Here is a 13,655-nt window from a genome sequence, read left to right on the forward strand (position 1 = left end):
GCTCCTTGCGGAGCGCGCCTTTTCTAGTTTGGCGGTGTATCAGCTGCCAAGGGCCTTCGAGGCCAGCCAGAACAACCCGGCCGACAGGGCCACGGTGGCTGGCAGGGTCAATACCCAGGCCAGCAGGATGGTTCTGACGGTGCCGCTTTGCAGGCCGCTTTTGTTGGCGACCATGGTGCCCGCCACGCCCGAGGACAGCACGTGGGTGGTGGAAACCGGCAGGCTGAAGATGTTCGCCATGCCGATCAGGCTGGCGGTGGTGATCTGCGCCGACATGCCTTGGGAGTAGGTCATGCCTTGCTTGCCGATCTTCTCGCCAATGGTCAGTACCACGCGTTTCCAGCCGACCATGGTGCCCAGGCCCAAAGCCAGTGCAACCGCCAGGATCACCCAGAACGGAGCGTATTCGGTGGTGGTGGTCAGGTCCTTGCGCAGCTTGTCCAGGTCAGCCTTTTCACGAGCCCCGAGCGTTGGCAACTTGCTGACTTTCTTCGCCGTGTCGTCCAGGCAGAGCAGGTAACGACGTACTTCGATGCGGCTTTCCGACGGCAGCGAGTGGTAGTCGGCTACACCCTTGAGGGTGCCGAGCAGGGCGGTGATGGTCGGTTCGGTCTGTTGCGGGTTGCAACGGAATTTCTCCGGCAGATCGCCATCCAGGCTCTTGCCCAGGGCCAGGAACTCGCCCAGGGTTTCGGAATTACGCTGGTAGAACTGGCTCAGGTGCAGCGTGGCGTCGCGAGTCCGCTCGATCTGATAGGTCGTGCTGTTCAGGTCGAGGACGAACTGCGCCGGCACGATACCGATCAGGACCAGCATGATCAGGCCGATACCTTTCTGGCCATCGTTGGAACCGTGCACGAAACTCACGGCCATGGCCGAGATCACCAGTACCAGGCGATTCCAGAACGGCGGGTGCTTCTTGTCGTCGATCTTGCGGCGCTGTTCCGGTGTCTTGTGCATCTTCGACAGCGGACGCCACCATTTAAGACCGATCAGGATCAGCGCGGCGATCAGGAAACCGGCCATTGGCGAGAACACCAGCGAGGCGCCGATATCGATCGCTTTCTGCCAGTTCACACCGTCAGCCAGCGGAATATCGTTGATCAGGGCGTTGGCCAGGCCAACCCCGAGGATCGAACCGATCAGCGTGTGGGAACTGGAAGCGGGAATACCGAAGTACCAGGTGCCCAGGTTCCAGGTAATGGCGGCGGCGAGCAACGAGAACACCATGGCCAGTCCGTGACCGGTGTTCACATTGATCAGCAGTTCTACCGGCAGCAGGTGGACGATGGCATACGCCACGCCGACCCCGCCCAGCAGCACGCCGAGGAAGTTGAACACACCGGAGAAGAACACCGCCAGGTGAGGCGGCATGGCTTTGGTGTAGATAACGGTCGCCACCGCGTTAGCGGTGTCATGAAAGCCGTTGATGAACTCGAAGGCGAGGACAAAGGCCAGGGCGAGCAAGAGGCTCACAAGCACCCAAGCATCCAGTCCGCTGAATAAATCGATCATGAAGGTTTTCTGACCCGGTCATAAGGGGGCGCGATTATGCCAGAAAAGACTGCTAATCAATGCACTAGCTGCTCATCGGTAACATTCTTCAACGAATTTTTTTGCCGCAGCACCGGAAAACCCAGGGTTTTGCTGCGTTTTTTAAGTAATTGATTTTATTGAAGAAATACGCTGTCACATAACCTTCACGGCCCGGTAAGAGGGGGCTTGAACGGTTGTGCGAAAAATCTGAGAAATAGGTCAGATACCGGAAATCTGCCTGATTCGACGACGGTAATGGCCGCTGCCCGCTCATAGCGGGCACGCAAGGCAACATCAATACATCCCGCTTTTAACGGGTGCAGAGGCAGGCCCTGGTAAGGATATCAGGCCAAAGCAGTCACGGCTCTTCGGCTTTGAGTTCCTTTTCCATTTTTTGAAGTTCTTGCTGGAAAACCTGATCCTGAACGGTGGCGCGTTTACGCCAGGGTTTGCGTTCCGGTTCGGGTTGAGCGGCGTAAGTGGTGACTTCTCCGCCGTAAACTTCCTTGTAACGTTGTTCCTGACGCTCTAGTTCCGCGCGCAGTTCGTCTTTCGTCACAGTGCTACCTGTTTGAGTTGGGATAAATTCTGGTGAAAACGCGCTGCATCAAATCGATCGATCACGTTCGTCGAATGGGCAATGCCCGTCAAGGCATCGTTTTTGGCAACGACGTGATCAATACTTCCATGTCACAGGCGGCCACGGCACCAGAGATAAACAGCTGACGTAGCTTCAGTTTCCTGTTACTGCAAGCGCACTGGCAAGGCTGTGCAATGCGGATCTGGCGCTTGCAACGGGCAACGGCGATGGAACATCGCATTGCCGGGCAGCGGGTTCGGCAAGTAAAAAACCGAAGCGCTACTGAATTGTATTATAGCGGCCCATTTGAAGAACACTATCTCCAAAGAGTTAAAAGTGAATCTTGGTGTGTGACCGTTTTGTTGCTCGAAACTTTGCGATTAACTAGAACGTCGACGGATACCACATCGCTGCCGTGCCTTTCTGACGCCGTTAAGTCGGGCAAGTTACGGTAATTAGATTGCCCCATTAAGTCCTGTGTCGAGTCGACGTAAACATGGGTTCGCGAGTCAGCAAAAATCCGGACACCGGCGGATCGGGCGATTTACCCGGTGGATTGCGATTATCGGTCGAGCGTTCGATAATCGCACGGAGTTGACGGGCCGGGCTTGAGCGTCAGGCAGTAGCCCTTTGTAATAGTCGCTGATCCGAATGGGTAAAAGGACCTTGTATGAACGATCAAATGCGCAATTCCTTCGCTTCAGTGGCTCCTCCCATCGTTGCCTCACCGGCCAAACGGATCCAGGCACTGACCGGCGACCCGGATTTCATGACGTCCCTGGCCCGTGGCCTGGCCGTGGTGCAAGCGTTCCAGGAGCGCAAACGGCACCTGACCATCGCCCAGATCAGCCACCGTACGGAAATTCCCCGCGCCGCCGTGCGCCGTTGCCTGCACACCCTGATCAAGCTCGGCTACGCCACCACCGACGGCCGCACCTATTCGTTGTTGCCCAAAGTGCTGACCCTCGGCCATGCCTATGTGTCATCAACGCCGCTGGCGGTTTCCGCCCAACCTTACCTGGACCGCATGAGCGAGCAACTGCACGAGGCCTGCAACATGGCCACGCTGGAAGGTGATGACATTTTGTACATCGCCCGCTCCGCGACCACCCAGCGCCTGATTTCGGTGGACCTGTCGGTGGGCGGGCGCTTGCCGGCCTATTGCACGTCGATGGGGCGGATTCTGCTGGCCGCGCTGGATGACACGTCGCTGGGCGAATACCTCGACCACGCCGAATTGCAAGCCAAGACCAGCCGCACGATCCACACCCCCGAGGCATTGCTCGAATGCCTGCAAGAAGTACGACTGCAAGGCTGGTGCATCGTCGACCAGGAACTCGAGCAAGGGCTGCGTTCGATTGCCGTCCCGGTGTACGACGCTTCCGGGCAGGTGGTTGCGGCCCTCAACGTCAGCACCCATGCGGGGCGGGTCAGCCGCAATGAACTTGAACAGCGTTTCCTGCCCGGTTTGTTGAGCGCCAGCCGCGACCTCAGTGCCCAGCTGTTTGCCTAAGCTGTTCGATAAACGCACAGAGTTGCGTTTATCGAATTGACGCTGTTTCCTGCGGATCATTACTGTCGCGGCTTCGTCAGCGTCTGCTGACACCGTTCGACTGCGATCCGTGGAATAAAAATAATGAACCAGCCTCAGTCTGCTGTAGGTAACTGCCTCGACGTGCAGTCCTTCATCAATGCCCAACCCATTTCGCGCTACCAGTGGCGCGTGGTGATCCTGTGTTTCCTGATTGTCTTCCTCGATGGCCTCGACACCGCGGCCATGGGGTTCATCGCCCCGGCCCTGTCCCAGGACTGGGGTATCGACCGCGCCAGCCTTGGCCCGGTGATGAGTGCGGCGTTGATCGGCATGGTCTTCGGCGCACTGGGCTCGGGCCCGTTGGCTGACCGCTTCGGGCGAAAAGTCGTACTGGTCGGTGCGGTGCTGTTGTTCGGCGCCTTCAGCCTGGCCTCGGCCTACAGCAGCAATGTCGATCAGTTGCTGGTGTTGCGCTTCCTGACCGGCCTGGGGTTGGGCGCCGGCATGCCGAACGCCACCACGCTGTTGTCGGAGTACACCCCGGAGCGCAAGAAGTCCCTGCTGGTGACCAGCATGTTCTGCGGTTTCAACCTCGGCATGGCCGGCGGCGGATTTATCTCGGCCAAGCTCATTCCGGCCTTTGGTTGGCACAGCCTGCTGCTGATCGGCGGGATTCTGCCGCTGATCCTCGCCGTCGTTTTGCTGCTCTGGCTGCCGGAGTCGGCGCGTTACCTGGTGGTGCGCAACCGCGGTGCGGACAAAGTGCGCAAGGCACTGGCGCCGATCGACCCGACGGTGGTGGCCCAGGCGTCCAGCTTCAGCGTCCCGGAACAGAAAACCGTGAAGGCGCGCAATGTGTTCGCGGTGATCTTCTCCGGCACCTACAGCACCGGCACCTTGTTGTTGTGGCTGACCTACTTCATGGGCCTGGTGATTGTTTACCTGCTGACCAGCTGGCTGCCGACCCTGATGCGCGACAGTGGCGCGAGCATGGAGCAGGCGGCCTTCATCGGCGCGCTGTTCCAGTTTGGTGGCGTGCTGAGTGCAGTGGGCGTGGGCTGGGCAATGGACCGGTTCAATCCGCACAAGGTCATCGGCACTTTCTACCTGCTGGCCGGGGTGTTTGCCTATGCGGTAGGGCAGAGCCTGGGCAACATCACAATCCTGGCGACCCTGGTGCTGGTGGCCGGGATGTGTGTCAACGGTGCGCAATCGGCAATGCCGTCGCTGGCTGCACGGTTTTATCCGACTCAGGGGCGGGCCACCGGGGTGTCGTGGATGCTCGGGATCGGCCGCTTCGGCGCCATCCTTGGTGCCTGGATGGGCGCGACGCTGCTGGGGCTGGGCTGGAACTTCGAGCAAGTGCTGACGGCGCTGGTGATTCCGGCGGCACTGGCAACGACGGCGGTGCTGATCAAGGGCATGGTCAGTCATGCGGATGCGACCTGAGGCCTGTCCGATTCTTCATTGAGCGTGCGGACCTCTTCGCGAGCAGGCTCGCTCCCACAGGAAAACGCGATCAACTGTGTGCGAGCCTGCTCGCGAAGCTTTTGGGGATCGGTAGCCAAGCAACAATATGTTCGATAATCGAACGATTAGTCGATTATCGGATTGTTTGGCGTTTTGCACGGGCTTAATCTTCAGTCATTCCGGCGCTGCGCATCGGCGCCTTCTTCCACTGTCGGTTAACAATAAACGGGAGCCTGCCCCAATGGCTGAAATCCTTTCGCTGCACGACGCGGTGAAGCAATTCGTAAACGACGGCGATACGGTCGCGCTCGAAGGCTTTACTCACCTGATCCCGACGGCGGCGGGTCACGAAATCATTCGCCAGGGCAAGAAAGACCTGACCCTGGTGCGGATGACCCCTGACTTGATCTACGACCAGTTGATCGGTGCCGGTTGTGCCCGCAAGCTGATTTTCTCCTGGGGCGGCAACCCGGGTGTCGGCTCCCTGCATCGCCTGCGTGACGCTGTGGAGAAACAGTGGCCCCACGCGCTGGAAATCGAAGAACACAGCCACGCCGACCTGGCCAATGCCTACGTCGCCGGCGCTTCCGGCCTGCCGTTCGCGGTACTGCGTGCCTACGCCGGTTCCGACTTGCCGAAGGTCAACCCGCTGATCAAATCTGTCACTTGCCCGTTCACTGGCGAAGTGTTGGCCGCCGTGCCTTCGGTGCGCCCGGACATTACCGTGATTCATGCGCAGAAAGCCGACCGCAAGGGCAACGTGCTGCTCTGGGGCATCCTCGGCGTGCAGAAAGAAGCTGCGCTGGCGGCCAAGCGCTGCATCGTCACCGTTGAGGAAATCGTCGACGACCTCAATGCACCGATGAACTCCTGTGTATTGCCAACCTGGGCCTTGAGCGCGGTTTGCCACGTACCCGGCGGCGCGCATCCGTCCTACGCCCACGGTTACAACGAGCGCGACAACCGTTTCTACCAGGCCTGGGACCCGATTGCCCGCGACCGTGAAACCTTCACCGCGTGGATCAACGAATACATCCACGGCAGCGCTGACTTCAGCGAGTTCCAGGCCAAACTGGCCGCCGCTTCGGAGGCGAAGTAATGACTTACACCACCAATGAAATGATGACCGTCGCCGCCGCTCGCCGTCTGAAGAACGGTTCGGTGTGCTTCGTCGGTATCGGCCTGCCGTCGAAAGCAGCCAACCTGGCACGCCTGACTTCCTCGCCTGATGTCGTCCTGATCTACGAATCGGGTCCGATCGGTGCCAAGCCAAGTGTATTGCCACTGTCGATCGGTGACGGTGAGCTGGCGGAAACCGCCGACACCGTGGTCCCGACCGGCGAGATTTTCCGTTACTGGCTGCAGGGCGGGCGCATTGACGTCGGTTTCCTCGGCGCGGCGCAGGTCGACCGTTTCGGCAACATCAACACCACCGTCGTGGGTGATTACCACGCGCCGAAAGTCCGTCTGCCGGGTGCAGGTGGCGCGCCGGAGATTGCCGGCTCCGCCAAGAGCGTGTTGATTATCCTCAAGCAGTCGTCGCGCTCCTTTGTCGACAAACTCGATTTCATTACCTCGGTCGGCCATGGCGAGGGCGGCGATTCGCGCAAGCGTCTCGGCCTGCCAGGCGCCGGTCCGGTGGGGATCATCACCGACCTGTGCATCATGGAGCCGGAGGAGGGCACCCACGAATTCGTGGTCACCGCACTGCACCCGGGCGTGACCCGCGAGCAAGTGGTAGCGGCTACTGGTTGGGCAATTCGCTTTGCCGACCATGTTGAGCAAACCGCCGAGCCGACTGAAGTCGAACTGACTGCGCTGCGCGACCTCGAAGCCCGCACCGCTGCCGCACACGGCCAAGCCCCTGGAGAAGCGTGATGCGTGACGTTTATATCTGCGACGCGATTCGTACCCCCATCGGCCGTTTCGGCGGTGGCCTGTCGACGGTGCGTGCCGACGACCTGGCTGCCGTGCCAATCAAGGCCTTGATGGAGCGCAACCCATCGGTGGACTGGAACGCCGTGGACGAGGTGTTCCTCGGCTGCGCCAACCAGGCCGGTGAAGACAATCGCAACGTCGCGCGTATGGCACTGCTGCTGGCCGGTCTGCCGGAAAGCATTCCCGGCGTGACCCTCAACCGCCTCTGCGCTTCGGGCATGGATGCCATCGGCACCGCGTTCCGCGCCATCGCCAGCGGCGAGATGGAGCTGGCGATCGCCGGTGGCGTCGAGTCGATGTCCCGTGCGCCGTTCGTGATGGGCAAGGCCGATGCCGCGTTTTCGCGCAACATGAAGCTGGAAGACACCACCATCGGCTGGCGCTTCATCAACCCGTTGATGAAAGCCCAGTACGGCGTGGACGCGATGCCGCAAACCGCTGACAACGTGGCCGACGATTACAAGGTGTCCCGCGCCGATCAGGACGCGTTCGCCCTGCGCAGTCAACAACGCACGGCCGCTGCGCAAGCCGCAGGCTTTTTCGCCGAAGAAATCGTTGAAGTGCGGATCGCCCACAAGAAGGGTGAAACCATGGTCAGCCAGGACGAGCATCCTCGCGCCGACACCACCCTGGAAGCCCTGACCAAACTCAAACCGGTCAACGGCCCCGACAAGACCGTTACTGCCGGCAATGCCTCGGGTGTGAACGATGGCGCCGCCGCGTTGATCCTGGCCTCGGCCGAAGCGGTGAAGAAACACGGCCTGACTGCCCGCGCCAAAGTGCTGGGCATGGCCAGCGCCGGCGTCGCCCCTCGGGTGATGGGCATTGGCCCGGTGCCGGCGGTGCGTAAACTGATCGAACGCCTCGGTGTGGCGGTCAGCGATTTCGATGTGATCGAACTTAACGAAGCCTTCGCCAGCCAAGGTTTGGCGGTGCTGCGTGAACTGGGAATCGCGGACGACGCGGCACAGGTCAACCCGAACGGTGGCGCGATTGCCTTGGGTCATCCGTTGGGCATGAGCGGCGCGCGACTGGTGTTGACCGCGTTGCATCAGCTGGAAAAAACCGGTGGCAAGAAAGGTCTGGCGACCATGTGCGTCGGTGTTGGTCAAGGTCTGGCCCTGGCGATCGAGCGCGTCTGACGCGCTCTGAAGACTTATAAGAACTGAGGAATGCTTCATGACTGACAAGCCTGGTTACCGTCGCCCGCAGGCGGGCACTCAGCCGGAATACCTGCACCCGGCCTATCAATCCACCAACCTGCGCTCGCCGTCCAAACCGTTGGTATTGCTGCCCCATTCGTTGTCGGAAATTACCGGTCCGACCATCGGCGCCGAGCGCGTCAACGAGAAGGACAGCGACCTGACCGCCCAGCACGAGGGGCAACCACAGGGTGAGCGCATCATCATCCACGGCCGCGTGCTGGATGAAAACGGTCTGCCGGTGCCGGGGATTCTGGTGGAGATCTGGCAGGCCAATGCCGCCGGTCGTTACGCCCATGCCCGCGACCTGCACGACGCACCGCTGGACCCGAATTTCACCGGCACCGGCCGCACCGTGACCGACGCCGATGGCTGGTACCAGTTCCAGACCATCAAGCCCGGTGCCTATCCGTGGGGTAACCACCACAATGCGTGGCGCCCGGCGCACATCCATTTCTCGCTGTTCGGGCCGAGCATTCTGACGCGCCTGGTGACGCAGATGTATTTCCCGGGCGACCCGTTGCTGGCGTACGACCCGATCTACAATTGCGTGCCCGATACCAGCGCCAAAGAGCGCTTGATCGCCACGTTCGATCTGGAAAAAACCATCCCTTCCTATGCCCTCGGTTATCGCTGGGACATCGTTTTGCGCGGCCGCGACGCCACGCCGATGGAGAAATAAGATGACGCTGACTGCGACCACGTCCCACACCGTCGGGCCGTACTACCACATCGGCCTGACCTGGCTGAACCGCGAAAACCTGACCGTCGAACAAACCCTGGGCGAGCGCGTGGCGATCACCGGGCAAGTGGTCGATGGCAACGGCGATGTCGTCAACGACGCGATGCTGGAAGTCTGGCAGGCCAACGCCGCCGGCAAGTATGACCACCCGGAAGACGACCAGGACAAACCCCTGGACCCGAACTTCGAAGGCTTTGGCCGGGTGCCGGTGGATGCCGAAGGGCGTTTTCGTTTCACCACCATCAAGCCGGGTACGGTTGAGGGGCTCAAAGGCACGACTCAGGCACCGCATCTGGTGGTACTGGTGTTTGCCCGTGGCCTGGTCAAGCACCTGCTGACGCGGATTTACTTTGATGGCGAGGCGGCGAACGTAAATGATCCGTTGCTGGAGTGCGTGCCGACGGATCGTCGCGGTACCTTGATCGCCAAGCAGGATGCATCGGGTGTTTATCAGTGGAACGTGATTCTGCAAGGCACCGATGCCGAGACGGTGTTCTTCGACTATTGAGTGAACACCGTCCCCTTGTGGGAGCGGGCTTGCTCGCGAAAGCGGTATGTCAGGCAACATTTTTATTGACTGACACTACGCCTTCGCGAGCAAGCCCGCTCCCACAGGGATGTGTGTTCGCTGATGCATCTGCGGAACGGGATTGTTGCAAAGTGTGTCTAGACTCTCACTGTCCCCATTGAGTGAAAAAAACAATGACAACACCCACAGCTCCTATAGCTCTTTATACGGGCGAAGAACGCAGCAAGCGGATCTTCGCCATTGTCGGTGCCTCGTCCGGCAACCTGGTCGAATGGTTCGACTTCTACGTCTACGCCTTCTGTGCGATCTATTTCGCGCCGGCGTTTTTTCCGTCCGATAACCCCACCGTGCAGTTGGTCAACACCGCTGGTGTGTTCGCCGCCGGGTTCCTGATGCGGCCGATTGGTGGCTGGATTTTCGGGCGGTTGGCGGACAAGCACGGGCGCAAGAATTCGATGTTGATCTCGATTCTGATGATGTGCTTCGGCTCGCTGCTTATCGCCTGCCTGCCGACCTACAACAGCATCGGGGTCTGGGCGCCGATCCTGTTGCTGTTCGCCCGTTTGCTGCAAGGCTTGTCGGTGGGCGGTGAGTACGGCACTACCGCGACCTACATGAGTGAAGTAGCGCTCAAGGGCCAGCGCGGTTTCTTCGCCTCGTTCCAGTACGTGACCCTGATCGGCGGCCAGTTGCTCGCGGTGTCGCTGGTGGTGATCCTGCAACAGTTCCTCACCGAAGATGATCTGCGTGCCTACGGTTGGCGGATTCCCTTCGTGGTGGGTGCCATGGCGGCGCTGGTTTCGCTGTATCTGCGTCGTTCGCTGAAAGAAACCACCAGCAAGGAAATGCGAGAAAACAAGGACGCCGGCAGCATCAGTGCCCTGTTTCGCGACCATAAAGCTGCGTTCATCACCGTGCTCGGTTACACCGCCGGTGGTTCGCTGATTTTCTACACCTTCACCACGTATATGCAGAAGTACCTGGTAAACACCGCCGGCATGCCGGCCAAGACCGCCAGCTACATCATGACCGGCGCGTTGTTCCTTTATATGTGCATGCAACCGATTTTCGGCATGCTCGCCGACAAGATCGGCCGGCGTAACTCGATGCTCTGGTTTGGCGCCCTCGGCACGCTGTTCACCGTACCGATCCTGTTGAGCCTGAAAAGTGTCAGCAGTCCGTTCCTGGCCTTTGTGTTGATTACCCTGGCGCTGGTGATCGTCAGTTTCTACACCTCGATCAGCGGTTTGGTAAAAGCCGAAATGTTCCCGCCGCAAGTACGTGCCTTGGGCGTTGGCCTGGCGTATGCGGTGGCGAATGCGATCTTCGGTGGTTCGGCGGAGTATGTGGCCTTGAGTCTCAAGGCCGAGGGCATGGAAAACTCCTTCTACTGGTACGTCACGGTGATGATGGCGGTGGCATTCCTGTTCAGCCTGCGCCTGCCGAAACAGCCGAAGTATCTGCAGCAAGACCTTTGATCTTCACGCGCGGGTCGCAAAGGCCCGCGCCTTCAGGAACTGTTTATGAACCAGCGACCGGGCAATCAATTGTTCGATGCCTATTTCACTGCCCGCGATATGCGTGAGGTGTTTTGCGATCAGGGCCGCGTCCAGGCCATGCTCGATTTCGAAGCGGCACTGGCCCGGGCCGAAGCGCGGGTAGGGTTGATACCGTCGAGTGCTGTCGCGCCGATTGAAGCGGCTTGCAGCGCCGGGCTTTACGACTTTGCGGCATTGGGCGAGGCGATTGCCACGGCGGGTAACTCGGCGATTCCGTTGGTCAAGGCGCTGGGCAAACAGATTGCGGCCACCGATGCCGAGGCTGAACGCTATGTGCATCTGGGCGCGACCAGCCAGGATGTGATGGACAGCGGCCTGGTGCTGCAACTACGCCGGGCGCTGGAACTGATCGAAGGCGACTTGGCACAAATGGGGCAGACCCTCGCGTCCCAGGCCCAGCGCTACGCGACCACGCCATTGGCCGGACGCACCTGGCTGCAGCATGCGACGCCAGTCACCCTCGGTATGAAGATCGCCGGCTGGCTGGGGGCGGTGACACGCAGTCGCCAACGTTTGGCCGAACTGAAACCGCGTCTGCTGGTGCTGCAATTCGGCGGTGCGTCCGGAACCCTTGCAGCCCTTGGCGAACAGGCCATGCCGATTGCCCAGGCGCTGGCCGAAGAACTGCAACTGACCTTGCCCGATCAGCCATGGCATACCCAGCGCGATCGCGTGGTGGAGTTCGGCGCCGTGCTCGGCCTGATCGCCGGCAGTCTCGGCAAGCTCGGGCGCGATATCAGCCTGTTGATGCAAACCGAGGCCGCCGAAGTGTTCGAACCTTCGGCGCCGGGCAAGGGCGGTTCCTCGACCATGCCGCACAAACGCAATCCTGTGGGCGCGGCGGTGTTGATCGGCGCGGCGACACGTGTGCCGGGTCTGCTGTCGACGCTGTTCAGCGCCATGCCCCAGGAACACGAGCGAAGCCTCGGTCTGTGGCATGCGGAGTGGGAAACCCTGCCGGAAATTTGCTGCCTGGTGTCCGGCAGCCTGCAACAAGCTTTGTTGATTGCGCAGGGCTTGGAAGTGGATGCCGCGCGCATGACCCGCAATCTCGATTTGACCCAAGGCCTGGTGCTCGCCGAAGCGGTGAGCATCGTCCTCGCGCAACGGGTTGGGCGCGATACTGCGCATCATCTGCTGGAGCAATGCTGCAAACGCGCCGTGGCCGAACAACGTCACCTGCGTGCGGTCCTCGGCGACGAACCGCAAGTGACCGCCGAACTGTCGGCGGCTGAACTCGATCATCTGCTGGACCCCGCCCACTATCTCGGTCAGGCCAAAACCTGGGTCGAGAGGGCGGTGGCTGAACATTCTGCATTGACTGCCTGAAGGAGACTTGCTGTGGCTTTTGTACAACTCGCCGAGGGCGAACTGCATTACCAACTCGATGGACCGATCGATGCGCCGGTGCTGGTGCTATCCAACTCCCTGGGCACGGATCTGCACATGTGGGACGCGCAAATCCCGGCGTTCACCGAGCATTTTCGCGTGTTGCGCTTTGACACCCGTGGTCACGGCCAATCGCTGGTGACGCCAGGCCCGTACAGCATCGAGCAACTGGGCCACGACGTGCTGGCATTGCTGGATGCCTTGCACATCGAACGCGCGCATTTCTGCGGATTGTCCATGGGCGGGTTGATCGGCCAGTGGCTGGGTATCAATGCCGGCGAGCGCCTGAATAAACTGATCGTGTGCAACACCGCGGCGAAAATCGGCGATCCATCGGTGTGGAACCCGCGTATCGAAATGGTGCTGCGCGATGGTCAGGCGGCCATGGTTGCCCTGCGCGATGCGTCGATTGCCCGCTGGTTCACCCCGGACTTCTCCGAAGCCAACCCGGCGGCGGCCAAGCAGATTACCGACATGCTCGCGACCACTTCGCCAGAAGGCTATGCGGCCAACTGTGCGGCGGTACGCGATGCCGATTTCCGTGAACAGTTGTCTGCGATCAAGGCGCCGTTGCTGGTGATTGTCGGTAGCGAAGATGCGGTGACGCCACCGTCCGGTGGGCATTTCATTCAAGAGCATGTGCGCGGGGCCGAGTACGCCGAGTTCTACGCAGCGCACTTGTCCAACGTCCAGGCAGGCAATGCGTTCAGCGAGCGCGTGCTGGCGTTTCTGTCGGCTGATTGAGGGTTTTCCTGTGGATGAGAAACAACGTTACGACGAGGGGATGGAAGTCCGCCGCGCGGTCCTTGGCGACGCCCACGTCGACCGCAGCCTGAACGCCCTGACCGAGTTCAACTCGGAGTTCCAGGAGATGATCACCCGCCACGCCTGGGGTGACATTTGGACCCGCCCGGGCCTGCCGCGCCACACCCGCAGTCTGATCACCATCGCCATGCTGATCGGCATGAACCGCGAGGGCGAACTCAAACTGCACCTGCGCGCCGCCGCCAACAACGGCGTCAGCCGTGGCGAGATCAAGGAAGTGATCATGCAGAGTGCAATCTACTGCGGGATTCCGGCGGCCAATGCGACGTTCCACCTGGCCGAGTCGGTGTGGGATGAGTTGGGGGTTGAGTCGCGGGGATAAGCTATTTACCTGTGCGAACGCAGTTTTAT

General features: G+C 60.6%; 13 protein-coding genes. 11 read left to right on the forward strand and 2 right to left on the reverse strand.

Annotated elements, in window-relative coordinates:
• Positions 1–39 precede the first annotated feature (39 nt).
• Both KGA85_RS24640 and KGA85_RS24645 read right to left on the reverse strand, forming a co-directional pair.
• Positions 40–1,515 carry an inorganic phosphate transporter gene (locus tag KGA85_RS24640; RefSeq protein WP_223459360.1) on the reverse strand — a complete coding sequence of 492 codons (1,476 nt, stop codon included), beginning with the start codon at positions 1,513–1,515 and terminating at the stop codon, positions 40–42.
• Positions 1,516–1,894: 379 nt separating this feature from the next.
• Entirely contained in the window at positions 1,895–2,095 is a 201-nt protein-coding gene (locus KGA85_RS24645; RefSeq protein WP_007986337.1) for a hypothetical protein, read from the reverse strand.
• Between the two features lie 691 nt (positions 2,096–2,786).
• Between KGA85_RS24645 and pcaR the strand changes: the two genes are divergently transcribed.
• The 11 genes from pcaR to pcaC all read left to right on the forward strand — a co-directional run bounded on the left by pcaR (position 2,787) and on the right by pcaC (position 13,626).
• Entirely contained in the window at positions 2,787–3,629 is an 843-nt protein-coding gene (pcaR, locus tag KGA85_RS24650; protein ID WP_008054175.1) for a pca regulon transcriptional regulator PcaR, read from the forward strand.
• A gap of 123 nt (positions 3,630–3,752) precedes the next feature.
• On the forward strand, positions 3,753–5,099 hold the full coding sequence (locus tag KGA85_RS24655; protein WP_223459358.1) for an MFS transporter: 1,347 nt from the start codon (positions 3,753–3,755) through the stop codon (positions 5,097–5,099).
• A 262-nt stretch (positions 5,100–5,361) separates the two neighbouring features.
• The gene (locus KGA85_RS24660; protein ID WP_008054173.1) at positions 5,362–6,219 is read left to right on the forward strand and encodes a CoA transferase subunit A; all 858 of its coding nucleotides are present in this window, start codon (positions 5,362–5,364) and stop codon (positions 6,217–6,219) included.
• On the forward strand, positions 6,219–6,998 hold the full coding sequence (locus tag KGA85_RS24665; RefSeq protein WP_008054172.1) for a CoA-transferase subunit beta: 780 nt from the start codon (positions 6,219–6,221) through the stop codon (positions 6,996–6,998). The genes KGA85_RS24660 and KGA85_RS24665 overlap by 1 nt, the downstream gene beginning before the upstream one ends.
• Positions 6,995–8,200 carry a 3-oxoadipyl-CoA thiolase gene (pcaF, locus tag KGA85_RS24670; protein WP_223543452.1) on the forward strand — a complete coding sequence of 402 codons (1,206 nt, stop codon included), beginning with the start codon at positions 6,995–6,997 and terminating at the stop codon, positions 8,198–8,200. The genes KGA85_RS24665 and pcaF overlap by 4 nt, the downstream gene beginning before the upstream one ends.
• Positions 8,201–8,237: 37 nt before the next feature.
• A complete protein-coding gene (pcaH, locus tag KGA85_RS24675; protein ID WP_223459355.1) occupies positions 8,238–8,942 on the forward strand; it encodes a protocatechuate 3,4-dioxygenase subunit beta in 705 nt (234 codons plus the stop codon).
• Between the two features lies 1 nt (position 8,943).
• Entirely contained in the window at positions 8,944–9,510 is a 567-nt protein-coding gene (pcaG, locus tag KGA85_RS24680) for a protocatechuate 3,4-dioxygenase subunit alpha (protein WP_223459354.1), read from the forward strand.
• A 194-nt stretch (positions 9,511–9,704) separates the two neighbouring features.
• Positions 9,705–11,009 (forward strand): MFS family transporter, encoded by a 1,305-nt coding sequence (locus KGA85_RS24685; protein ID WP_223459353.1) that lies wholly within the window; start codon positions 9,705–9,707, stop codon positions 11,007–11,009.
• Positions 11,010–11,054: 45 nt separating this feature from the next.
• Positions 11,055–12,419 carry a 3-carboxy-cis,cis-muconate cycloisomerase gene (locus KGA85_RS24690; RefSeq protein ID WP_223459351.1) on the forward strand — a complete coding sequence of 455 codons (1,365 nt, stop codon included), beginning with the start codon at positions 11,055–11,057 and terminating at the stop codon, positions 12,417–12,419.
• A 12-nt stretch (positions 12,420–12,431) separates the two neighbouring features.
• Positions 12,432–13,223, forward strand: coding sequence for a 3-oxoadipate enol-lactonase (pcaD, locus tag KGA85_RS24695; protein ID WP_223459350.1), 792 nt, complete (start codon positions 12,432–12,434; stop codon positions 13,221–13,223).
• Between the two features lie 10 nt (positions 13,224–13,233).
• Complete coding sequence (pcaC, locus tag KGA85_RS24700; protein ID WP_223459348.1) at positions 13,234–13,626, forward strand: 4-carboxymuconolactone decarboxylase; 393 nt, start codon at positions 13,234–13,236, stop codon at positions 13,624–13,626.
• The last annotated feature ends 29 nt before the right edge of the window (positions 13,627–13,655 follow it).

The sequence above is a fragment of the Pseudomonas sp. GL-B-12 genome (assembly GCF_019955895.1).
Classification (GTDB): domain Bacteria; phylum Pseudomonadota; class Gammaproteobacteria; order Pseudomonadales; family Pseudomonadaceae; genus Aquipseudomonas.